Origin of the sequence: Burkholderia sp. Bp8994 (genome assembly GCF_003853805.1) — a bacterium.
GTDB lineage: Bacteria > Pseudomonadota > Gammaproteobacteria > Burkholderiales > Burkholderiaceae > Burkholderia.
Genome location: NZ_QTQH01000020.1, coordinates 60,138 through 83,019, shown reverse-complemented (window position 1 = coordinate 83,019; position 22,882 = coordinate 60,138). Strand labels below are relative to the sequence as shown.

22 protein-coding genes and 1 pseudogene are annotated in these 22,882 nt (G+C 65.8%); 11 read left to right on the top strand and 12 right to left on the bottom strand.

Going from position 1 to position 22,882, the window contains the following annotated elements:
- Nucleotides 1-5: 5 nt before the first annotated feature.
- The 4 genes from glp to DIE04_RS22125 form a co-directional block, all read right to left on the bottom strand.
- Nucleotides 6-1,253, bottom strand: coding sequence for a gephyrin-like molybdotransferase Glp (gene glp, locus DIE04_RS22140; RefSeq protein ID WP_124520209.1), 1,248 nt, complete (start codon nucleotides 1,251-1,253; stop codon nucleotides 6-8).
- A gap of 292 nt (nucleotides 1,254-1,545) precedes the next feature.
- The gene (gene thrC, locus DIE04_RS22135; RefSeq protein WP_124520208.1) at nucleotides 1,546-2,997 is read right to left on the bottom strand and encodes a threonine synthase; all 1,452 of its coding nucleotides are present in this window, start codon (nucleotides 2,995-2,997) and stop codon (nucleotides 1,546-1,548) included.
- Between the two features lie 14 nt (nucleotides 2,998-3,011).
- Complete coding sequence (locus DIE04_RS22130) at nucleotides 3,012-4,340, bottom strand: homoserine dehydrogenase (RefSeq protein WP_124486278.1); 1,329 nt, start codon at nucleotides 4,338-4,340, stop codon at nucleotides 3,012-3,014.
- A 54-nt stretch (nucleotides 4,341-4,394) separates the two neighbouring features.
- Nucleotides 4,395-5,633 carry a pyridoxal phosphate-dependent aminotransferase gene (locus DIE04_RS22125; RefSeq protein WP_124486277.1) on the bottom strand — a complete coding sequence of 413 codons (1,239 nt, stop codon included), beginning with the start codon at nucleotides 5,631-5,633 and terminating at the stop codon, nucleotides 4,395-4,397.
- A 315-nt stretch (nucleotides 5,634-5,948) separates the two neighbouring features.
- On the opposite strand from DIE04_RS22125, the gene DIE04_RS22120 reads away from it, so the two are divergent.
- The 9 genes from DIE04_RS22120 (at nucleotide 5,949) to DIE04_RS22080 (ending at nucleotide 14,302) form a co-directional block, all read left to right on the top strand.
- Entirely contained in the window at nucleotides 5,949-6,323 is a 375-nt protein-coding gene (locus DIE04_RS22120; protein ID WP_006754746.1) for an Mth938-like domain-containing protein, read from the top strand.
- A 135-nt stretch (nucleotides 6,324-6,458) separates the two neighbouring features.
- The gene (locus DIE04_RS22115) at nucleotides 6,459-8,135 is read left to right on the top strand and encodes a glycosyltransferase family 39 protein (protein ID WP_124520207.1); all 1,677 of its coding nucleotides are present in this window, start codon (nucleotides 6,459-6,461) and stop codon (nucleotides 8,133-8,135) included.
- A gap of 13 nt (nucleotides 8,136-8,148) precedes the next feature.
- On the top strand, nucleotides 8,149-8,520 hold the full coding sequence (locus DIE04_RS22110) for an EamA family transporter (RefSeq protein WP_044847242.1): 372 nt from the start codon (nucleotides 8,149-8,151) through the stop codon (nucleotides 8,518-8,520).
- A gap of 139 nt (nucleotides 8,521-8,659) precedes the next feature.
- On the top strand, nucleotides 8,660-9,811 hold the full coding sequence (locus tag DIE04_RS22105) for a DegT/DnrJ/EryC1/StrS aminotransferase family protein (protein WP_044847241.1): 1,152 nt from the start codon (nucleotides 8,660-8,662) through the stop codon (nucleotides 9,809-9,811).
- Between the two features lie 6 nt (nucleotides 9,812-9,817).
- Complete coding sequence (locus tag DIE04_RS22100) at nucleotides 9,818-10,840, top strand: glycosyltransferase (protein ID WP_124520206.1); 1,023 nt, start codon at nucleotides 9,818-9,820, stop codon at nucleotides 10,838-10,840.
- Nucleotides 10,837-11,784 carry a formyltransferase gene (locus DIE04_RS22095; protein ID WP_124486275.1) on the top strand — a complete coding sequence of 316 codons (948 nt, stop codon included), beginning with the start codon at nucleotides 10,837-10,839 and terminating at the stop codon, nucleotides 11,782-11,784. Before DIE04_RS22100 ends, DIE04_RS22095 begins: the two co-directional genes overlap by 4 nt.
- Entirely contained in the window at nucleotides 11,781-12,836 is a 1,056-nt protein-coding gene (locus DIE04_RS22090; protein ID WP_124486274.1) for a bifunctional UDP-4-keto-pentose/UDP-xylose synthase, read from the top strand. The genes DIE04_RS22095 and DIE04_RS22090 overlap by 4 nt, the downstream gene beginning before the upstream one ends.
- Nucleotides 12,837-12,848: 12 nt before the next feature.
- Nucleotides 12,849-13,745, top strand: coding sequence for a polysaccharide deacetylase family protein (locus tag DIE04_RS22085; RefSeq protein ID WP_059529808.1), 897 nt, complete (start codon nucleotides 12,849-12,851; stop codon nucleotides 13,743-13,745).
- A gap of 95 nt (nucleotides 13,746-13,840) precedes the next feature.
- Complete coding sequence (locus DIE04_RS22080; RefSeq protein WP_006756046.1) at nucleotides 13,841-14,302, top strand: peroxiredoxin; 462 nt, start codon at nucleotides 13,841-13,843, stop codon at nucleotides 14,300-14,302.
- A 193-nt stretch (nucleotides 14,303-14,495) separates the two neighbouring features.
- Here DIE04_RS22080 and DIE04_RS30315 read toward each other — a convergent pair.
- Nucleotides 14,496-14,689, bottom strand: a pseudogene (locus DIE04_RS30315) (hypothetical protein).
- On the opposite strand from DIE04_RS30315, the gene DIE04_RS22070 reads away from it, so the two are divergent.
- The gene (locus DIE04_RS22070) at nucleotides 14,639-16,459 is read left to right on the top strand and encodes a PhoH family protein (protein WP_124486272.1); all 1,821 of its coding nucleotides are present in this window, start codon (nucleotides 14,639-14,641) and stop codon (nucleotides 16,457-16,459) included. The pseudogene DIE04_RS30315 and the gene DIE04_RS22070 overlap by 51 nt on opposite strands.
- 239 nt (nucleotides 16,460-16,698) lie before the next feature.
- Nucleotides 16,699-17,772 carry a C40 family peptidase gene (locus DIE04_RS22065; RefSeq protein ID WP_124486271.1) on the top strand — a complete coding sequence of 358 codons (1,074 nt, stop codon included), beginning with the start codon at nucleotides 16,699-16,701 and terminating at the stop codon, nucleotides 17,770-17,772.
- A 120-nt stretch (nucleotides 17,773-17,892) separates the two neighbouring features.
- Here DIE04_RS22065 and DIE04_RS22060 read toward each other — a convergent pair whose 3' ends face one another.
- The 7 genes from DIE04_RS22060 to rpsF form a co-directional block, all read right to left on the bottom strand.
- The gene (locus DIE04_RS22060; RefSeq protein WP_044847235.1) at nucleotides 17,893-18,903 is read right to left on the bottom strand and encodes an inorganic phosphate transporter; all 1,011 of its coding nucleotides are present in this window, start codon (nucleotides 18,901-18,903) and stop codon (nucleotides 17,893-17,895) included.
- 10 nt (nucleotides 18,904-18,913) lie between these two features.
- Nucleotides 18,914-19,540 carry a DUF47 domain-containing protein gene (locus DIE04_RS22055; RefSeq protein WP_044847234.1) on the bottom strand — a complete coding sequence of 209 codons (627 nt, stop codon included), beginning with the start codon at nucleotides 19,538-19,540 and terminating at the stop codon, nucleotides 18,914-18,916.
- A gap of 146 nt (nucleotides 19,541-19,686) precedes the next feature.
- Nucleotides 19,687-21,069: a replicative DNA helicase gene (locus tag DIE04_RS22050; protein ID WP_044847233.1), complete on the bottom strand. Its 1,383-nt coding sequence runs from the start codon at nucleotides 21,067-21,069 to the stop codon at nucleotides 19,687-19,689.
- Nucleotides 21,070-21,204: 135 nt separating this feature from the next.
- Nucleotides 21,205-21,657, bottom strand: a complete 453-nt coding sequence (gene rplI, locus DIE04_RS22045; protein ID WP_059449913.1) for a 50S ribosomal protein L9 — start codon at nucleotides 21,655-21,657, stop codon at nucleotides 21,205-21,207.
- Between the two features lie 27 nt (nucleotides 21,658-21,684).
- A complete protein-coding gene (rpsR, locus tag DIE04_RS22040; protein WP_004193360.1) occupies nucleotides 21,685-21,960 on the bottom strand; it encodes a 30S ribosomal protein S18 in 276 nt (91 codons plus the stop codon).
- A gap of 4 nt (nucleotides 21,961-21,964) precedes the next feature.
- Nucleotides 21,965-22,264: a primosomal replication protein N gene (priB, locus tag DIE04_RS22035; RefSeq protein ID WP_031399239.1), complete on the bottom strand. Its 300-nt coding sequence runs from the start codon at nucleotides 22,262-22,264 to the stop codon at nucleotides 21,965-21,967.
- A gap of 40 nt (nucleotides 22,265-22,304) precedes the next feature.
- Complete coding sequence (rpsF, locus tag DIE04_RS22030; protein ID WP_006755436.1) at nucleotides 22,305-22,679, bottom strand: 30S ribosomal protein S6; 375 nt, start codon at nucleotides 22,677-22,679, stop codon at nucleotides 22,305-22,307.
- Between the last annotated feature and the right edge of the window lie 203 nt (nucleotides 22,680-22,882).

The following is a 22,882-nucleotide window of genomic DNA, read 5'->3' as shown; positions in this document are numbered from 1 at the left end:
TCGTATTACGACAGCAGTTCGGAAAACGGAATGAAACGCACGGTCTCGCCCGCGCTGATCGCGTGCTGCGGCGGATTGTCGATCAGTCCGTCGCCCCAGACCGTCGACGTCAGCACCGCCGAGCTCTGGTTCGGGAACAGGTCGAGGCCGCCGGCCGCGTTGACGCGCGCGCGCAGGAATTCGTTGCGCCGGTCACCCTTGCCTTGCGAGAAGTCCGCGCGCAGCGACAGCGCGCGCGGCGTGACGTCGCGCACGCCGGACAGGCGCAGCAGGAACGGCCGCACGAACAGCAGAAACGTGACGAAGCTCGACACGGGGTTGCCCGGCAGCCCGATGAAATGGGCGTCGGGACGCGCGTCGCCGCGGCGCACCGCGCCGAACGCGAGCGGCTTGCCCGGCTTCATCGCGATCTGCCACAGCGCGAGCCGCCCTTCGGCCTCGACGGCCGGCTTCACGTGATCCTCGTCGCCGACCGATACGCCGCCGCTTGTCAGGATCACGTCGTGATCGCGCGCGGCCTCGCGCAGCGTGTCGCGGGTCGCCGCGAGCGAGTCGGGCACGATCCCGTAATCGGTCACGTGGCAACCGAGCCGCTCGAGCAGCCCGCGCAGCGTGAAGCGGTTCGAGTTGTAGATCGCGCCGGGCTTCAGCGGCTCGCCCGGCATCGTCAGTTCGTCGCCGGTGAAGAACACCGCGACGCGAATCCGCCGCGCGACCGACAGCTGCGCGCAGCCGACCGACGCGGCCAGCCCGAGCGCCTGCGGCGTGAGCCGCGTGCCGGACGGCAGGATCACCGAACCCTGGCGGATGTCCGCGCCCTGCGCGGTGATCCATTCACCGGCCTTCGGCGTGTGCAGGATCTCGACCGCATCGCCGTCGGCCGACGTCTGTTCCTGCATCACGACGGCGTCGGCGCCGGGCGGCACCGTCGCGCCGGTGAAGATCCGCGCGGCCGTGCCCGCCGCGAGCGGCGCGGCCGGATGGCCGGCCGGAATCCGCTGCGACACCGGCAGGCGCCGCTCGCCGTGCAGCAGGTCGGCGACGCGCACCGCGTAGCCGTCCATCGCGCTCGTATGCATCGGCGGCACGTCGAGCGGCGAACTCACGTCGGCCGCCAGCACGCGGCCGAGCGCGTCGAGCGTGGCGACGGTTTCGGCGCCGGGCAACGGCTTCGCGGCTTCGAGCAGCGCGGCGAGCGCCTCGGCGGTCGACAGCATCGGCGCGCGCGGCGCCGCGGGATTCGGGTTCGACATCGATGGAATCGGGGAAACGTTGGAGTCAATACGTCATTGTAGCGACGCCGTCGCGCCCACGCGCGATATGCCGGACATGCGGCAACTGTGATCGGCGCGAACACGCGGCACTGGCACTCGTTTCGATTTACTTGTTTCGATTCGCGCGCCGTCGGACGGCGCGCCCGTACGCGGCCGCGGCCCAACCCAAACAAAACGGCCGGAACCCCGATCCGTGCGACGAATCGGCATTCCGGCCGTGCTGCGCCGACGGGCTTGCGACCCCGCGGCACGGTGCTACCCCGGTGCTACGTCATGCGCCCGTATGCGCGACGATGAAGTCCTTCACCTGCTGCGCGTCGGCCTTCACGACCTCGAAACGCTGCGGCAGCGCCTCGAGCCCGTCGAATGCAGCCGGCCGCTCGGCCTCGCGATCGAGCGCTTCGCGGATCGTCTCGCCGAACTTGATCGGCTGGGCCGTCTCGAGCACGACCATCGGCACGCCCGCGTCGAGATGCTCGCGCGCGACCTTCACGCCGTCGGCCGTGTGCGTATCGATCATCGTGTCGTAGCGCGAGAACACGTCGCGGATCGTCGCGATACGGTCCGTGTGGCTGCTGCGGCCCGACACGAAGCCGAACTCGGCGACGCGCGCGAAATCGCCGCTCGCCGCGAGATCGAAACCACCCTTCTCCTCGACGTCGCGGAACAGCTGCATCACGCGGGCCGGATCGCGGCCGAGCAGGTCGAACACGAAGCGCTCGAAGTTCGATGCCTTCGAGATGTCCATGCTCGGGCTGCTCGTGTGATAGGTGTTTTCCGCGCTGCGCACGCGGTATGCGCCGGTGCGGAAGAACTCGTCGAGCACGTCGTTCTCGTTGGTCGCGACCACGAGCTTCGCGATGGGCAGGCCCATCATCCGCGCGATGTGACCCGCGCAGACGTTGCCGAAGTTGCCCGACGGCACCGTAAACGACACGCGCTCGTCGTTCGACGTCGTCGCCGCGAAATAGCCCTTGAAGTAGTACACGACCTGCGCGACGACGCGCGCCCAGTTGATCGAGTTGACCGTGCCGATCTTCTGCTGCGCCTTGAACGCGTGATCGTTCGAGACAGCCTTCACGATGTCCTGGCAGTCGTCGAACACGCCTTCGACCGCGAGGTTGAAGATGTTCGGATCCTGCAGGCTGAACATCTGGGCGGTCTGGAACGCGCTCATCTTCTTGTGCGGCGACAGCATGAACACGCGCACGCCTGCCTTGCCGCGCATCGCGTACTCGGCCGCGCTGCCGGTGTCGCCCGACGTCGCGCCGAGGATGTTCAGCGCTTCGCCGTGCTTCGCGAGCGTGTACTCGAACAGGTTGCCGAGCAGCTGCATCGCCATGTCCTTGAACGCGAGCGTCGGGCCGTTCGACAGTTCGAGCAGCGACAGCGCCGCGCCGTTCTCGGTGCCGAGCGTCTTCAGCGGCGTGATGTCGGACGCGTTCTCGCCGTGACGCGTGTTGCTGTATACGGCGGCCGTATAGGTGCGGCGCGTGATCGCGTGCAGGTCGTCGGCCGGCACGTCGTCGCAGAACTTCGACAGGATCTCGAACGCGAGATCCGCGTACGGCAGCGTGCGCCAGCGCGCGAGTTCGTCGGCCGACACCTGCGGGTATTCGGCCGGCAGGTACAGCCCGCCGTCCTTCGCAAGGCCGCCGAGCAGGATGTCGGAGAACGTGTGGCGCTCGCCGATGCCGGCGCCGCGCGTGGAGATGTAGTTCATGTCGTTCCTGGTCCTCAGTTCAGCGCTTCCATACGCAGCTTCGTCACCTTCGAGACCACCGTCGCGAGGCTCTCGATCTGCGCGATCGCCGCGTTCACGTGCTTCTCGAGCGTCTCGTGCGTGATCAGGATGATGTCGGTTTCGCCGTTCGCGTCGTCGACCTGCTCCGATTCCTTCTGCAGCAGCGCGTCGATCGAGATGCCCGTGGCGGCGAGGATGCGCGTGATGTCCGCGAGCACGCCGGTCTGGTCGGCCACGCGCAGGCGCAGGTAGTAGCCGCTCGTCACTTCCTCGATCGGCAGGATCGGCGTGTTCGACAGGCTGTCCGGCTGGAACGCGAGATGCGGCACGCGATGCTCGGGGTCGGCCGTGTGCAGGCGCGTGACGTCGACGAGATCCGCGACGACCGCCGACGCGGTCGGTTCCGCGCCCGCGCCCTTGCCGTAGTACAGCGTCGTGCCGACCGCGTCGCCGTGCACGACGACCGCGTTCATCGCGCCCTCGACGTTCGCGAGCAGGCGCTTCTCCGGAATCAGCGTCGGGTGCACGCGCAGCTCGATGCCGTTTTCGGCGCGGCGCGCGATGCCGAGCAGCTTGATCCGGTAGCCGAGCTCTTCCGCGTAGCGGATGTCGGTCGCGTCGAGCTTGCTGATGCCTTCGACGTAGGCACGGTCGAACTGGACCGGCACGCCGAACGCGATCGCGCTCATGATGGTCGCCTTGTGCGCGGCGTCGACGCCTTCGATGTCGAAGGTCGGATCGGCTTCCGCATAGCCGAGCTCCTGCGCGGCCTTCAGCGCGGTCGCGAAGTCGAGGCCGCGGTCGCGCATTTCCGACAGGATGTAGTTCGTCGTGCCGTTGATGATGCCGGCGATGTACTGGATGCGGTTCGCGGTCAGGCCTTCGCGCAGCGCCTTGATGATCGGGATGCCGCCGGCGACGGCCGCCTCGAACGCGACCATCACGCCCTTCTCGCGCGCGGCCTCGAAGATCTCGGTGCCGTGTACCGCGAGCAGCGCCTTGTTCGCCGTCACGACGTGCTTGCCGTTCGCGATCGCGCGCAGCACGAGCTCGCGTGCGATGCCCGTGCCGCCGATCATCTCGGCGATGATCGAGATCGACGGATCGTCGACGACCGCGTTGAAATCGTCGGTGATCTGCGCGGCGCCGGCGTTACCGCCGAGCGCGGCCTGCGCCTTGGCCGGATTGCGCACGGCAATGCGCGCGATCTCGATGCCGCGCCCCGCGCGTCGCTTGATTTCTTCCTGGTTGCGGTGCAGCACCGTGAAGGTGCCGCTGCCGACGGTGCCGAAGCCCAACAGGCCAACTTTGATCGGTTCCATGCTGCGTGTGATCGATGAGTAAGAATTGAATGAATGCCGGGGGACGCTGTCCGCTCAGACCGAATGACGCTTGCGGTAGCCGTCGAGGAAGCGCGCGATCCGGTTGATCGAATCGGTCAGGTCGTCGAGGTTCGGCAGGAAGACCACGCGGAAGTGATCCGGCGCCGCCCAGTTGAAGCCCGTCCCCTGCACGAGCAGCACGCGTTCCTCGAGCAACAGGTCGAGGATGAACTGCTGGTCGTTCTGGATCGGATAAAGCTTCGGATCGAGGCGCGGGAACATGTACAGCGCGGCCTGTGGCTTCACGCAGGTCACGCCGGGAATCGACGTGAGCATGTCGTACGCGAGCTCGCGCTGCTTGAAGAGGCGCCCGCTCGGCACGATCAGCTCGTTGATGCTCTGGTAGCCGCCGAGCGCGGTCTGGATCGCGAACTGCCCGGGCACGTTCGCGCACAGGCGCATCGACGACAGGATCCCGAGGCCTTCCAGGTAATCCTTCGCGCGCCGGCGGTTGTCGCCGCCGAGGCCCGACACGGCCATCCAGCCCGCGCGGTAGCCGCACGAGCGATAGCTTTTCGACAGGCTGTTGAACGTGACGGTGATCACGTCTTCCGACAGCGAGCCCAGCGCCGTGTGCTCGAGCCCGTCGTAGACGATCTTGTCGTAGACCTCGTCGGCGAACACGATCAGCCCGTGCTGACGCGCGATCTCGAGCAATTCGAGCAGCAATTCGTCGGAATAAAGCGCGCCGGTCGGGTTGTTCGGGTTGATCACGACGATCGCCTTGGTGTTCGGCGTGATCTTGCGGCGGATGTCGTCGAGGTCGGGCATCCACGCGTTCTGCTCGTCGCACACGTAGTGCACGGGCGTGCCGCCCGACAGGCTCACGGCGGCCGTCCACAGCGGGTAGTCGGGCGCCGGCAGCAGCACTTCGTCGCCGTCGTTCAGCAGCGCCTGGGTCGCCATCACGATCAGCTCGGACGCGCCGTTGCCGATGTAGATGTCGTCGAGGCCGACACCGACGACGCCCTTTTGCTGCGTGTAGTGCATCACGGCCTTGCGGGCCGAGAACACGCCCTTCGAATCCGAATAGCCGGACGACGCCGGCAGGTTGCGGATCATGTCCTGGATGATTTCGTCCGGCGCGTCGAAACCGAACGGCGCGAGGTTGCCGATGTTCAGCTTGATGATGCGGTGGCCTTCTTCCTCGAGGCGCTTCGCGTGCTCGAGCACCGGGCCACGGATGTCGTAGCAGACGTTGAGCAGCTTGTTCGACTTCTGAATCGGTTTCACGACGACACGGTTCCTGGGTTGGCCTTGCGGCCGGGGGACGGGATCAAAACTGGAGAGCGGCTGGTCTATGCGCGCTGTCTAGACTGGGGAAAATGCGGGCAGTCGGACGCGGCTTGTGGCGACGCACGATGCAAGTGGCGCCCGGGGGCGACCAAAAAGTTATAATTTAGCGGATTTTGGCCACCTTTCGCAATGCACCATGGCCGCTCCGGGCCCGCGCCGTCAGGCGTCCCGCGTGCGCCGGTCGCGAAACGGCCGCCCGGGCCCGTGCGGCCCTTGCCAGACCTTCCCTCCACGGAACCGCGGAATACCGATTTGAAACTGCACCAGGACACGAGCGGCGCGCTCAACACCGTCACCGGCTACGGCCCCGATTATGTCGACGTCAACCTCCAACGCCACGAAGGGAGCGTCATCGTGCTGCCCGGCGCGCCGGTGCGGGACTGGCCCGTATCGTCGTTCGACGCGCTCGCGCCCGAGCATTTCGCGATGCTGCTCGACCCGGCCCCCGAACTCGTGATCTTCGGCAGCGGCGCGCGGCTGCGCTTCCCGCACCCGCGCCTCGTGGCCGCGCTGACGGCCAAGCGGATCGGCGTCGAGACGATGGATTTCCAGGCCGCCTGCCGGACCTACAACATCCTGATGGCTGAGGGCCGCAAAGTGGCCGCCGCGCTCTTAATTGAACGTTAATCCCCGATGCGGTAAAACTCGGGCCGGCACACCGGGTCGATCCCCGGATCATCACGCGGATCGGCAACCGGCAAGCCGGCCGCCGCCGGCGCGACCCGCTGGCGGCGCTTACAACAACCAACAGGCTGAAAATTCATGAACGATACGCCGTCGAGGCTACCGCTCAATCGCATCACGCTCGTCCTCCTGCTCGTCGCGCTCGCGATCGTCTGGTTCGCGCCGCTCGGGCTGCGCCACCTGATCCCGAGCGACGAAGGCCGCTACGCGGAAATGGCGCGGGAAATGTTCGTCACCGGCGACTGGATCACGCCGCGCTACAACGGCTACAAGTATTTCGAGAAGCCGCCGCTGCAGACCTGGCTGAACGCGCTGACGTTCGCCTGGTTCGGCATCGGCGAATGGCAGGCGCGCCTGTACACGGGCCTCGCCAGCTTCGCCGGCGTGCTGCTGGTCGGCTTCACGGGCGCGCGCCTGTTCAACCCGCTGTCCGGCTTGCTCGCGGCCGTCGTGCTCGCGTGCTCGCCGTACTGGAACCTGATGGGCCACTTCAACGCCCTCGACATGGGGCTCGCGTTCTGGATGGCGCTGTCGCTCTGCTCGCTGCTGCTCGCGCAGCGGCCCGGGCTGCCGGCGGGCGCGGTGCGCGGCTGGATGTGGGCGTGCTGGGCCGCGATGGCGTTCGCCGTGCTGTCCAAGGGCCTCGTCGGCCTGATCCTGCCCGGCGCCGTACTGGTGCTCTATACGCTGATCGCCCGCGACTGGGCACTGTGGAAGCGACTCTACCTGGTCAGCGGCCTCGTGATCTTCTTCGCGATCGTCACGCCGTGGTTCGTGCTCGTCCAGCAGCGCAACCCCGAGTTCTTCAATTTCTTCTTCATCGTCCAGCAGTTCCGCCGTTACCTGACCCCGGAGCAGAACCGCCCGGGCCCGTTCTACTATTTCGTGCCGGTGCTGCTGGTCGGCTTCCTGCCGTGGCTGTCGGTCGCGTGGCAGAGCATCCGCCATGCGCTGCGCATGCCGCGCCAGCCGAACGGCTTCTCGCCGATGCTCGTGCTGCTGATCTGGAGCGCGTTCATCTTCCTGTTCTTCAGCACGTCGCACTCGAAGCTGATCTCGTACGTGCTGCCGGTCGCGCCGGCGCTCGCGCTGATCATCGGCGCGTACCTGCCGCTGATGAGCGCCGACCGGTTCCGTCGCCACCTGCTCGGCTACCTCGTGTTCTTCGTCGTCGCGGCGTTCGGGATCATCTTCCTCGCGTATCAGGGCGACGCCCGCACGCCGAACGCGCTGTATCGTGCGTTCCAGGTGTGGCTGTACGCGGGCCTCGCGGTCGCGGGCGCGCTGACGCTCGCGGCCGCCTGGCTGAACCGCCGCGTGGGCGTCGCGGCCGCGATCACCGCGTTCGGCGCCGCGTGGCTCGCGTTCGGCACGATCGGCGGCACCGGTCACGACGAATTCGGCCGCTACAGCTCGGGCGCGCTGCTCGCGCCCGCCGTGCGCGCCGAACTGGCGAAGCTGCCGCCTGACACGCCGTTCTACTCGATCGAGATGCTCGATCACACGTTCCCGTTCTATATGGGCCACACGACGATCATGGTCCAGCGCCAGGACGAGCTCGCATTCGGCATCTCGGTCGAGCCGGACAAGTGGATCCCGACCGTCGACCAATGGATCGAACGCTGGAAGCAGGACACCCATGCGCTCGCGATCATGCCGCCCGGCCAGTACGACACGCTGGTCAGGCAAGGCGTGCCGATGCGCGTGATCGCGCGCGACAACCGCCGCGTGATCGTCGAGAAACCGCAATCGTAAGGACGCCCGCCGCATGAATCCCGTTTCGTTCGTCTGCATCATCACCGGCGTGATGCTCAACGCCTGTGCGCAACTTCTGCTGAAAGCCGGCGTCAACGCCGTTGGACACTTCGAATTCAGCCGTGCGAACATCCTGCCGGTCGGCCTGAAGATCGCGACCCAGCTGCCGATCATCGGCGGCCTCGGCTGCTACGTGCTGAGCGTCGTCGTCTGGATTGTCGGGCTGTCGCGGGTCGACGTGTCGATCGCCTATCCGATGCTGTCGCTCGGCTACGTGGTCAACGCGTTCGCCGCCTGGTACCTGTTCGGCGAGGTGCTGTCGGTCCAGCGGCTGGTCGGCATCGGCATCATCCTGATCGGCGTGCTCGTGCTCGCGCGCAGTTGAGCGCGCCCCGCCGGCCCGGCGGGCATTAAGCGTCCGCCTACAAAAAATCACGGTACGAATCCGGCAACCGGTGTTTAATGCCGGTTTCGGGCCGGATCGCCCGACCCCTTTATTACACGCCATTACAGGCAAAGTGTTCATGAGCCAGACTACCGCTCCGTTCCTGCCGTTCACCCGCCCCGAGATCGACGAGGAAACCATCCAGGGCGTCGTCGACGTACTGCGCTCGGGCTGGATCACCACCGGCCCGCAGAGCCAGAAGTTCGAAGCCGCGCTGTCCGAGTACTGCGGCGGCCGTCCGGTCCGCGCGTTCAATTCGGGCACCTGCACGCTCGAGATCGGCCTGCGCATCGCGGGCGTCGGCCCCGGCGACGAGGTGATCACGACGCCGGCGTCGTGGGTATCGACCAGCAACGTGATCCTCGAGACGGGCGCGACGCCCGTGTTCGCCGACATCGACCCCGTCACGCGCAACATCGACCTCGACAAGCTCGAGCAGGCGATCACGCCGCGCACGAAGGCGCTCATCCCGGTCTACCTGGCCGGCCTGCCGGTCGACATGGACCGCCTGTACGCGATTGCGCGCGCACACAACCTGCGCGTGATCGAGGACGCCGCGCAGGCGCTCGGCTCGACGTGGCAAGGCAAGCGCATCGGCGCGATCGGCGACATCGTGTCGTTCAGCTTCCACGCGAACAAGAACCTGACGACGATCGAAGGCGGCGCGCTCGTGCTGAACAACGAGGACGAGGCGACGCTCGCGCAGAAGTACCGGCTGCAGGGCATCACGCGCACCGGCTTCGACGGGATGGACTGCGACGTGCTCGGCGGCAAGTACAACCTGACCGACGTCGCCGCGCGCGTCGGCCTCGGCCAGCTGCCGCACCTCGAGCGCTTCACCGCGCAGCGCCGCGCACTCGCGCGCGCGTATTTCGCCGCGCTCGACGGCGGTGCGGCCGTGCAGCTCGGGCTCGGCCTGCCCGTCGCCGATTTCGAGAACAGCAACTGGCACATGTTCCAGGTCACGCTGCCGCTCGACCGGCTGTCGATCTCGCGCGCCGATTTCATGGCGCAGATGAAGGAGCGCGGCATCGGCACGGGCGTCCACTACCCGGCCATCCATCTTTTCACGCTGTATCGTGCGCGCGGCTTCAAGGAGGGCATGTTCCCCCACGCCGAACGATACGGCGCATCGACCGTCACGCTGCCGCTCTTCACGCAGATGACGGAAGACGACGTGCGTCGCGTGGCCGACGCCATCAACCAGATTTGCGAACAATACGGAAAATAAGCGTACATGAATCACCTTGAAGCACGCGCCGGGCATCCGGGCGCCGCGACCCCGGAGGTATCGGTCATCATCCCCGTGTACAACGAGGAAGACGGCCTGGCCGCGCTGTTCGCGCGGCTCTACCCGGCACTCGACGCACTCGGCACGTCGTACGAAGTGATCCTGATCAACGACGGCAGCCGCGACCGCTCGGCCGCGATGCTGGCGGACCAGTTCCACGTGCGCCCCGACACGACGCGTGTCGTGCTGCTCAACGGCAACTACGGCCAGCACATGGCGATCCTCGCCGGCTTCGCGCAGTCGCGCGGCGAGATCGTCATCACGCTCGACGCCGACCTGCAGAACCCGCCCGAGGAAATCGGCAAGCTGATCGCGAAGATGCGCGAAGGCTACGACTACGTCGGCTCGATCCGCAAGCAGCGTCAGGACAGCCTGTGGCGCCGCAAGGCGTCGCAGATGATGAACCGGCTGCGCGAGCGCATCACCCGAATCAAGATGACCGACCAGGGCTGCATGCTGCGCGCGTACAGCCGCCGCATCATCGACACGATCAACGTGTGCGGCGAAGTCAACACGTTCATCCCCGCGCTGGCCTACACGTTCGCGCAGAAACCGACCGAAATCGAGGTCGCGCACGAGGAACGCTTCGCGGGCGAGTCGAAGTACTCGCTGTACAGCCTGATCCGGCTGAACTTCGACCTCGTGACGGGCTTCTCGGTCGTGCCGCTGCAGTGGCTGTCGTTCATCGGCGTGATCCTGTCGCTCGGCTCCGCCGCGCTGTTCGTGCTGCTGCTCGTGCGCCGCTTCATCGTCGGCGCGGAAGTGCAAGGCGTGTTCACGCTGTTCGCGATCACGTTCTTCCTGCTCGGCGTGATCATCTTCGCGCTCGGCCTGCTCGGCGAATACGTCGGCCGCATCTACCAGCAAGTGCGTGCACGGCCGCGCTACCTGATCCAGGCCGTGCTCGAACAGCACGACGGCATGCCGGCGGTGCCGGCCCCCGCGAGCCGCACGGGGACGTCGCAATGAAGCCGCGCGCCGTCGTCTTCGCGTATCACAACGTCGGCGTGCGCTGCCTGCAGGTGCTGCTGGCACGCGGCGTCGACGTCGCGCTCGTCGTCACGCACGAGGACAACCCGAACGAGAACATCTGGTTCGGCAGCGTCGCATCGGTGGCCGCCGAGCACGGGATCCCGGTCGTCACGCCGGCCGACCCCGCCGAGCCGGCACTGCGCCGCGCGGTATCCGACGCGCGGCCCGAGTTCATCTTCTCGTTCTACTACCGCCACATGCTGCCGGTGGACCTGCTCGCGATCGCTCCGCGCGGCGCGTACAACATGCACGGTTCGCTGCTGCCGAAATACCGGGGTCGGGTACCGACCAACTGGGCCGTGCTGAACGGCGAAACGGAAACCGGCGCGACGCTGCACGAGATGGCCGCGAAGCCCGATGCGGGCGCGATCATCGGCCAGACCGCCGTGCCGATCCTGCCGGACGACACGGCCGCGCAGGTGTTCGACAAGGTGACGGTCGCCGCCGAGCAGACGCTCTGGCGCGTGCTGCCCGCGCTGCTCGCGGGCGAGGCGCCGCACCTGCCGAACGATCTCGCGAACGGCAGCTACTACGGCGGGCGCAAGCCGGAGGACGGCCGCGTCGACTGGTCGAAGCCGGCCGCGCAGGTCTACAACCTGGTACGCGCGGTCGCGCCCCCGTATCCGGGCGCGTTCACCGACGTCGCCGGCACGCGTTTCGTGATCGCCCGCGCGCGCCTCGCGGCGCCCGGCAGCGCCGCCGCCGCGGCCGCAGCGGATTTGCCGCCCGGCCTGCACGTAAGCGATAATGCGCTATTCGGCGTCTGCGGCGACAGCCGCGCCCTATCCATTCTCGAGCTGTGGCAGCAGCGCGACGGCAGCGAAACCGTCGTGACGCCCGCGGAATTCGCGCAGTTCATTCATTCTTCCCGTCATTCATGAAAGCAAAAAAAGTCCTGATCCTGGGTGTGAACGGCTTCATCGGCCATCACCTGTCGAAGCGCATTCTTGAAACCACCGATTGGGAAGTGTTCGGCATGGACATGCAGACCGATCGGCTGGGCGACCTCGTCAACCACGAGCGGATGCACTTCTTCGAAGGCGACATCACGATCAACAAGGAGTGGGTCGAGTATCACGTGAAGAAGTGCGACGTGATCCTGCCGCTCGTCGCGATCGCGACGCCCGCGACCTACGTCCAGCAGCCGCTGCGCGTGTTCGAGCTCGACTTCGAGGCGAACCTGCCGATCGTGCGTTCGGCCGTCAAGTACGGCAAGCACCTCGTGTTCCCGTCGACCTCCGAGGTCTACGGCATGTGCTCGGACGAGCAGTTCGACCCGGATGCATCGGCGCTCACGTACGGCCCGATCAACAAGCCGCGCTGGATCTACGCCTGCTCGAAGCAGCTGATGGACCGCGTGATCTGGGGCTACGGGATGGAAGGCCTGAACTTCACGCTGTTCCGTCCGTTCAACTGGATCGGCCCGGGCCTCGACTCGATCTACACGCCGAAGGAAGGCAGCTCGCGCGTCGTCACGCAGTTCCTCGGCCACATCGTGCGCGGCGAGAACATCAGCCTCGTCGACGGCGGCTCGCAGAAGCGCGCGTTCACCGACATCGACGACGGCATCAGCGCGCTGATGAAGATCATCGACAACAAGAACGGCGTCGCATCGGGCAAGATCTACAACATCGGGAATCCGAAGAATAATTTCTCGGTTCGCGAACTCGCGCACAAGATGCTCGAACTGGCCGCCGAATACCCGGAATACGCCGGCTCCGCGAAGCAGGTGCAACTCGTCGAAACGACGTCGGGCGCCTACTACGGCAATGGCTACCAGGACGTGCAGAACCGCGTGCCGAAGATCGACAACACGATGCAGGAGCTCGCCTGGGCGCCGCAATCGACGTTCGACGACGCGCTGCGCAAGATCTTCGAAGCGTATCGCGGCCATGTCGCCGATGCGCGCGCGCTGGTCGAGCAGCAGAACTGACGGGACGCTCGCTTGGCTCGTATCGTCCTCAAGATCGACGTCGACACGCTGCGCGGCACGCGCGAAGGCGTGCCGAACCTCGCGCGCATCTTCGACCGCTTCAGCGCGCGCGCGACCTTCCTCTTCAGCCTCGGGCCCGATCACACGGGCTGGGCGCTGCGGCGCGTGTTCCGCCCTGGCTTCCTGAAGAAGGTGTCGCGCACGTCGGTGGTCGAGCACTACGGCGTGAAACAGCTGATGTACGGGGTACTGCTGCCGGGCCCCGACATCGGCCGCCGCGCGATCGCCGACATGCGCGCGATCCACGAGGCCGGCTTCGAATGCGGGATCCATACGTGGGATCACGTGTACTGGCAGGACAACGTGCGCGTGCGCGATCGCGACTGGACCGCGCGTGAAATGCAGAAGAGCCATGCGCGCTTCGTCGACGTCTTCGGCGCGCCACCCGTCACGCACGGCGCGGCCGGCTGGCAGATGAACGACGCGGCGTTCGAGCAGATCGACGCGTGGGGGATGCGCTACGCATCCGACGGCCGCGGCCATTCGCCGTATCTGCCCGTGGTCGGCGGCCGCACGCTGTCGCACGTGCAGATGCCGACCACGCTGCCGACCCTCGACGAAGTGCTCGGCATCGACGGCATCGACACGCACAACGTCGCCGCGCACATCCTGAAGTTCACGGAAACCAATCCGCACGACCAGGTGTTCACGCTGCATGCGGAACTGGAAGGCCAGAAGCTCGCGCCGGTATTCGAGCAGCTGCTCGCCGGCTGGCGCGCACAGGGCCATACGTTTGCGACGATGGGCGACTACCACGCGACGCTGGACCGCGACTCGCTGCCATCGTACCCTGTCACGTGGGGCGAGATTCCCGGCCGCTCCGGCGAGCTGATCGTCCAGCCCGACTGAGTTCGCGCGCACCCGCGCCGCCTGCCCTGCCCTTGCGGCGTGCCGCCGAACCGCGCCGCCCGAGCGGCGCCTTTCCATAACAACAGGAGAAACACGTGTCCGTCGAAGTTGACCGTCAAGTTCCCGATTTCACCGCACCGGCGACGGGCGGCGACATTTCGCTGTCCGACCTCAAGGGCAAGAAGCTCGTCCTGTATTTCTATCCGAAGGACAACACGCCGGGCTGCACCACCGAAGGCCTGCAGTTCCGCGATCTCTATCCGAAGTTCAAGAAGGCCGGCGCCGAAGTGATCGGCGTGTCGCGCGACAGCCTGCGCTCGCATGACAATTTCAAGGCGAAGCTCGAACTGCCGTTCCCGCTGATTTCCGATGCCGACGAGGCGCTGTGCGCGCTGTTCGATGTCATCAAGATGAAGAAAATGTATGGCAAGGAAGTGCGCGGAATCGAGCGTTCGACGTTCCTGATCGACGCCGACGGCGTGCTTCGCCAGGCATGGCGCGGCATCAAGGTGCCCGGTCACGTGGACGACGTGCTAAGTGCTGTACAAGCGCTTTGAGCCGCGTTATATTGGGCCGCAATGAATGCCAGTTCGCCCCATATTTCTCGTAGCTGCGCCGGTGCCCGTTGCGATGCTTTCCGGCACCTGACGCGCATCACGACGGTATCAGCCGAGCCGCATGTCCCGGTCCCCGGGGCAGCGGCTTTTTTTATGGACTGCGCGCCGGCTCTCGGTCCGGCCCCTCACCCCGTCAAGGAGCTGATCGACACTTAGGCGAACCGGCTAGACGAATTTCCTGTGCGCCACCGCGCGCAAACTGCATGCACCTTCCACGTCACGCAGGATGCGATCAGCGGCGCACGCCATGCGACACGATTCCTCCCGAGGGACACCATGCCTTTGCCTACTGCCCCCAGCAAGCTCGGCAGCCTGCTGCCGCCCGATGAATACAAGGCGAAAGCGCGGCCCGCGAAAGCCGCGAAGAAATCCGCCGAAGGGGACGCCTCCACAGCCGGAGAATATGGCCCGGCCAGCGTGGCCCAACCGATGACCGAAGCCGCGAACACGGCCGCGCCGCTGCGCGCCGTCGCGGCGTCGACGCAAGAAGCCGCGGGCACGCCCGCACGCGGTCGCAAGACCAGACAGACGGCCGCGCTGCTGCAGCCGATGCCGGCACCGGTCGAACCGGCGGCCCCTGCCGCCCCCGCCGCGCCGGTCGTCGCACGCAACGACAAGCCCGGGGCCGGCAAGCCGACCACCGCGAGCGCACGCGATGCCGGTGCCGCGACGAAGTCGCGCAGCCGCAAGCCGGCCGAAGCCGAATTGCAGAAGCTGTTCGTGCTCGACACGAACGTGCTGATGCACGACCCGAGCAGCCTCTTCCGCTTCGAGGAACACGACGTCTATCTGCCGATGATGACGCTCGAGGAACTCGACAACCACAAGAAGGGGATGTCCGAAGTCGCGCGCAACGCGCGCCAGGTGAGCCGCACGCTCGACGCGCTGGTCGCCGACGGCGGCCCGATCTCCGACGGCATTCCGCTGTCGCGTCTCGGCAGCCGCGAGGCGCTCGGCCGCCTCTACTTCCAGACCAGGCTCGCGGACATCGCGCCGGTCGAAGGCCTGCCCGCAGGCAAGGCCGACAACCAGATCCTCGGCGTCGTGCGCGCGCTGCAGCGCGACCGGCCGGACCGCCAGGTCGTGCTGGTGTCGAAAGACATCAACATGCGCATCAAGGCGCATGCGCTCGGCCTGCCCGCGGAAGACTACTTCAACGACCAGGTCCTCGAGGACAAGGATCTCCTCTATAGCGGCGTGCGCGAATTGCCGCAGGACTTCTGGACGAAACACGCGAAGGGGATGGAGAGCTGGCAGGACACGAAGACGGGCACCACGTACTACCGCGTGACGGGCCCGCTCTGCGGGTCGATGCTCGTCAACGAGTTCGTCTATCTCGAGCCGCAGAACGGCGAGCCGACGTTCCACGCGATCGTGCGCGAGCTGAACGGCAAGACGGCGCTGCTGCAGACGCTGCGCGACTACAGCCACCACAAGAACAACGTGTGGGGCATCACCGCGCGCAACCGCGAGCAGAACTTCGCGCTGAACCTGCTGATGAACCCCGAGATCGACTTCGTCACGCTGCTCGGCCAGGCCGGCACCGGCAAGACGCTCGTCGCGCTCGCGGCCGGCCTCGCGCAGGTGCTCGACGACAAGCGCTACAACGAGATCATCGTGACGCGCGCGACCGTGCCCGTCGGCGAGGACATCGGTTTCCTGCCCGGCACCGAGGAAGAGAAGATGCAGCCGTGGATGGGTGCATTCGACGACAACCTCGAAGTGCTGCAGAAGACCGACGACGCAGCCGGCGAATGGGGCCGTGCGGCGACGCAGGAGCTGATCCGTTCGCGCCTGAAGGTGAAGAGCATGAACTTCATGCGCGGACGCACGTTCGTCGACAAGTACCTGATCATCGACGAAGCGCAGAACCTGACGCCGAAGCAGATGAAGACGCTCGTGACGCGCGCAGGCCCCGGCACGAAGATCGTGTGCCTCGGCAACATCGCGCAGATCGACACGCCTTACCTGACCGAAGGCAGCTCGGGCCTGACCTACGTCGTCGACCGCTTCAAGGGCTGGGGCCACAGCGGCCACGTGACGCTCGCGCGCGGCGAACGCTCGCGGCTCGCCGACTACGCGTCGGACATCCTGTAACGCGATACGCCGGCTGCCCGCCGGCCTCCGACGCCACGCGGCGCTCCGGTTTCCGGAGCGCCGTTTTCATTTTTGGGGTCGAAAACGTTGGTCATGCTTCGTTACGCAACAACCTCACTTACACGCGAAACTTCAAGTAAATTCTCAGGAATGGTTGCCTAAGCCCCGCCGGAACGTCTACCATCGGGTCTGTCTGTTGTCATACGATTCGCGAGCGCGCCGCGCTCGTCCGCCTTGTCATGCTTCGAATCTGGGTTCCCGTCGCCGTCGTTTCACTGCTCGCGGCCTGCTCCAGCGTGCCGCCGCAGTCGGCCTCGCGCACCTCCGGCATGAAGATCACGACGCCGCGCGCCTTCCCGGCACCCGCCAATTTCCCGAAATTCGTCGACCACAGCGTCGGCCAGGAAGAGATCTCGATCCAGGCGATGAGCCTCGTCGGCGTGCCGTACCGCTGGGGCGGCAACACGCCGACGAGCGGCTTCGACTGCAGCGGCCTGGTGCGCTACGTGATCGGCCGCGCGGCCGACGTGGACCTGCCGCGCACGACCGCCGACATGAGCAGCCGCGGCGTGTCGATCGACCCCGAACAGGTCGCGCCGGGCGACCTGATCTTCTTCAATACGACCGGCCGCCCGCATTCGCACGTCGGCATCTATGTCGGCAAGCTGCGTTTCGTCAACGCGCCGTCGACCGGCGGCACCGTGCGGCTCGACTACCTGACGAACCCGTACTGGGCCAAGCGCTTCGACGGCATTCGCCGCGTCGCGCCGCCGCGCGGTGCGCCCGGGCCGTTCGATGCGCCGACCTACGAGGCGCGGCGCGATGTGCCGGCGGCAGCGCCTGTCGTCGCGGCAGCCGCGTCGCGACGGCCTGCCTCTGCGTATGCCGCGTCTCAGGCGGGCGTCGCGCCGTCGCCCGCGCCGGTCACGCAAGCCGCTCCGGTCGTGTCGACCGCGGCAGTTGCCCCGACGGCCGCGGCAATCGCCCCCGCCGCCGATCCGTACGAACCGCCGCCGCGCGTGCTGACCGCGCAGCAGCAGGCAACGTCCGTGAATGGCGACATGATCGCTACGACGGCGAATCCGGGGCCGGCAGGCCCCACCGAGACCGGCACGCAGATTCCGACCACCGCGCTGACGGCCGCCCAGGCTGCCGCGTTCGACGCGGAACCGCCGCCCGCGGCCGCCGCGCCGTCGCTGCGCGACACCGAGCCCGTGCAGGTGCTGCGGGCGTCGACGCAATCCGCACCGATCAGCCCGCGCACCGCCACCGCCGACGATCCGATCGCCCGCTTCGCGAACGGCAGTTACTGATCCACGTCATCCGCCGCAGCGCCGCCGCCCGTCGTCGCACTTTCCCGACCGCGCAAAGAAAATGCGCCGCAACCTTTCGGTGTGCGGCGCATTGCGCGTATCGATCCGGCAGCGTCGATATCAGAAGATCTGGTGCCCGAGCCACCATCCGCCGGCCGCGAACAGCGCGGCCGCCGGCAGCGTCAGCACCCACGCCCAGACGATGTTGCCGGCGACGCCCCAGCGGACGGCCGACAGCTTCTGCGTGGCGCCGACACCGACGATCGCACCGGTGATCGTGTGCGTGGTCGACACCGGAATGCCGAGGAACGACGCGATGAACAGCGTGATCGCCCCGCCGCTTTCGGCACAGAAACCGCCGACCGGCTTGAGCTTCGTGATCTTCTGGCCCATCGTGCGCACGATGCGCCAGCCGCCGAACAGCGTGCCGAGCCCCATCGACAGGTAGCACGCGCCGATCACCCACGCGGGCGGCGCATCGGACGTCGCCGACGCATAGCCCGACGCGATCAGCAGCATCCAGATGATGCCGATCGTCTTCTGTGCGTCGTTGCCGCCGTGGCCCAGGCTGTACAGGCCGGCCGACAGCAGCTGGAGCCGCCGGAAGCGGCGATCGACCTTGCTGGGTGCGGTGCGGAAATACAGCCACGACACGCCGAGCATGAACAGCGAGCCGAGGATGAAGCCGAGCAGCGGCGAAATGAAGATGAACGCGATCGTCTTCAGCAGCCCGTCGATGTTCAGCGAGCTCCAGCCCGACTTCGCGAGCGCCGCGCCGACGAGGCCGCCGATCAGCGCGTGCGACGAGCTCGACGGAATCCCGTAGTACCACGTGATCACGTTCCAGCCGATCGCACCGACCAGCGCGCCGAACACGACATAGTGGTCGACGATCTCGGGATCGATCGTGCCTTTACCGACAGTCTGGGCGACTTTCAGGTGGAAGATGAAATACGCGATGACGTTGAACGCGGCCGCGAATACCACGGCCTGCTGGGGCTTCAGCACCCCGGTCGACACGACGGTAGCGATCGAGTTCGCCGCGTCGTGGAAGCCGTTCATGAAGTCGAATACGAGCGCGACGAGCACCAGCGTCGCGACCATCCATAGGGCGAGTTGTATCGAATGCATCGTGGTCCGCTCAGGCGTTTTCCAGCACGATGCCTTCGATGATGTTCGCGACGTCCTCGCACTTGTCGGTGATCTCTTCGAGCAGTTCGTAGATCGCCTTCAGCTTGATGAGCGTCTTCACGTCGTCTTCCTCGCGGAACAGCTTCGACATCGCCGCGCGCAGCACGCGATCGGCCTCCGACTCCCAGCGGTCGATCTCCTCGCACTGCTTGAGGATCTGCGCCGACTGCTTCATGTCGGACAGCAATCCGACGGCCTGCTGCACGTGCTGCGCCGACTGCGTGACGATGTGCGCGAGCTGGCTCGCCTCGGACGTAACGGACTGCACGTCGTACAGCGACACGGCCGTCGCGACGTCTTCCATCAGGTCGAGGATGTCGTCCATCGTCGTGATCAGCTTGTGGATCTCGTCGCGATCGAGCGGCGTGATGAAGGTCTTGTGCAGCAGATCGATCGCTTCATGCGTCAGCTTGTCAGCGGCCTTCTCGGCGGTCTGCACGTTTTGCTTGTGAATCTCGGCGTCGGCGAGATTGTCGATCAGCAGTTCGAGCTCGCGGCCACCGGAAACGATGTGCTTCGCGTGCGCGTTGAAGAGTTCAAAGAACTTGCCCTCGGTGGGCATGAATCGACCGAACATGGGATTCCTGAGAGATTGTCAAACGACTGTCACGAAAACGGGCGATATTGTACCGTTTTCGGTTGCGCCGCGACGCGCGCATATGCGCGCGCCGGGATTGGATACAACGCTTGGCGAAATAAGGGTTTACAACCGGCGTAGAAGTGTTACTCGCCGTAGAAGTTCTGCGCCCCCGCAAAGTTGTCGAACTTCGTGTATTGACCCAGAAACGTGAGCCGAACGGGTCCGATCGGGCCGTTACGCTGCTTGCCGATGATGATTTCGGCCGTGCCCTTGTCCGGGCTGTCCGGGTTGTAGACCTCGTCACGGTAGATGAACAGGATCACGTCCGCATCCTGTTCGATTGCGCCCGATTCACGCAAATCCGACATCACCGGACGCTTGTTCGGACGCTGCTCCAGCCCGCGATTCAGCTGCGACAGCGCGATCACCGGCACGTCCAGCTCCTTTGCCAGACTCTTCAGCGATCGCGAGATTTCGGAAATTTCGGTCGCACGGTTCTCGCCCTGCGACGAACCCGACATCAGCTGCAGGTAGTCGACGATGATCAGGCCGAGCTTGCCGCACTGACGTGCGAGACGCCGCGCGCGCGAGCGCAATTCCATCGGGTTCAGGCCGCCCGTCTCGTCGATGAAGAGCTGCGCCTCGCTCATCTTCTGCACCGCGTGCGTCAGCTTCGGCCAGTCCTCGTCCGTCAGCCGGCCGGTACGCATCCGGTGCTGGTCGAGCCGGCCGATCGAGCCGAGCATACGCATCACGAGCTGGGTGCCCGGCATTTCCATCGAGAACACCGCGACCGGCAGCCCGTACTCGACGGCGACGTATTCGCCGATGTTCATGGAAAAGGCCGTTTTCCCCATTGACGGTCTTCCGGCCACGATGATCAGTTCGCCGCCGTGCATCCCGGACGTCATCCGGTCGAGGTCGACGAAGCCCGTCGGCGTGCCCGTGACGTCACTCGGGTTCGCGGTGTGATACAGCGTGTCGATGCGCTCGACGACCTGCGTGAGCAGCGGCCCGATCTCGAGGAAGCCCTGGTTGCCGCGCGCGCCCTCTTCGGCGATCGAGAACACCTTCGACTCGGCCTCGTCGAGCAGCTGGCGAACTTCCTTGCCCTGCGGATTGAACGCGTCGGCCGAGATTTCGTCCGCGACCGACACGAGCCGGCGCAGCACCGCGCGGTCGCGCACGATTTCCGCGTAGCGGCGAATGTTCGCGGCGCTCGGCGTGTTCTGCGCGAGGGCGTTCAGGTACGCGAGGCCGCCGACGTCGTCGGCCTTGCCGGACGTGGTCAGCGCTTCGTACACGGTCACGACGTCGGCCGGGCGCGTCGACGCGATCAGCCGGCCGATGTGCTCGTAGATGATCCGGTGGTCGTAGCGATAGAAGTCGCCCTGCGACAGGAAGTCGGCAATCCGGTCCCATGCCGCGTTGTCGAGCAACAGGCCGCCGAGCACCGACTGCTCGGCTTCGACCGAATGCGGCGGGACTTTCAGCGATTCGATTTGAGGATCTTGCGGCGCGTTCATGGGTTGGGATTATCGCGAATAGATCGCAGCAGCGCTACCGCTCCGGCGATCGGGCAATAAAAAAGGCAGGCCCCGGTTGCCCGGGCGCCTGCCCTTGTCCGGACGGCGGAAGCCGCCCGGAAAGCTTGCATACGCTTACGCGTGGTCGCCGATCACGTTGATCGTGACGTCGACGACGACGTCCGTGTGCAGCGCGATCTGAACGACGTGCTCGCCGATCATCTTCAGCGGGCCTTCCGGCATGCGAACTTGCAGCTTCTCGACTTCGAAACCTGCCTTCTTCAGCAGTTCCGCGACGTCGCCGTTCGTGACCGAGCCGAACAGACGGCCGTCGACGCCCGACTTCTGCGTGATTTCGAACGACTGGCCGTTCAGCTTCTCGCCGACTGCCTGCGATGCTGCCAGCTTTTCAGCGGCGATCTTTTCGAGTTCAGCGCGGCGAACTTCGAATTCGGCGATCGCTTCCTTCGTTGCACGGCGAGCCTTGCGGTTCGGGATCAGGAAGTTGCGAGCGTAACCGTCCTTGACCTTGACGATATCGCCGAGGTTGCCCAGATTGGCGACTTTTTCCAACAGAATGATTTGCATTCGAATTCTCCTTATGGCGTCGCCGAGTTACGCCTTGTGCTGATCGGTGTACGGCAGCAGCGCGAGGAAACGCGCACGCTTGATTGCCGTGTCGAGCTGACGCTGATAGTGCGCCTTCGTACCCGTCAGACGCGCCGGCGTGATCTTGCCGTTTTCGCCGATGAAGTCCTTCAGCGTTTCCGTGTCCTTGTAGTCGATCTGCTCGACGCCGGCAGCCGTGAAACGGCAGAACTTCTTGCGCTTGAAGAGCGGGTTTTGTTGCTGACGACGCTTGTCGAATTTCTTACCAGTCGGGCGGGCCATGATTTCAGTCCTTTCCTATGTCCTGCAATGCAGTGATGTGAAACACCAAGGTTCTCGCGTTGCGGCTCTTCTTTGCCAGGAAGCCCGTGAACAGCGTTTCGACGCCCATTTCACGACGCTCCAGCTTGCCGCTCGCCTCACCGGCCGCCACCGCCTCGATCGTCATTTCGACCTGACGGGGAATGCCTGCTTCGACGACTTCCGTGCGGTGATGCAACGTGGCGCTTGCGATCGGAACACCCGCCGGCGTATATCGCACCGGTGCGCGTTCGACGACGCTCGCCGTCAATTGCAACCTGTTCACGTGAGTGACGCGCTCCTTGATGGCTTAATGAGTGACGAACTTAAGCCTGCGCTTCGGTCGGCTGAGCTGCAGCCGCCTTCTTGGCTTCTTCGCGCTGAACTTCCTTCATCATCGGCGACGGGCCGGTCTCGGCCTTCTTCATCTTGACGATGAGGTGGCGCAGCACGGCGTCGTTGAACTTGAACGCGTGTTCGAGTTCGTCGAGCGTCGTCTGGTCGCACTCGATGTTCATGCAGACGTAGTGAGCCTTCGCGAGTTTCTCGATCATGTAGGCCAGCTGGCGACGGCCCCAGTCTTCGACACGGTGGATCTGGCCGCCGTGCGTCGTGATCGTGGTCTTGTAACGCTCGATCATCGCGGGCACTTGCTCGCTCTGATCGGGGTGCACGATGAATACGATTTCGTAATGACGCATTACACACTCCTTGTGGATTAAAGCCACCCGGGCGTCTGAACCGGTGTGGCAAGTGAGAAGCCGAAGATTCTAACCCGGATACGGGGCGCATGCAACACCGATCGACGATTCCCGACCGGATTCGGCCATGTTTTCAACGACTTGAATGGCGCCGGCAGCTGAAGCCGCTGTCGGCGCGACCGTTCTGAAATGGGGGCGGAGTC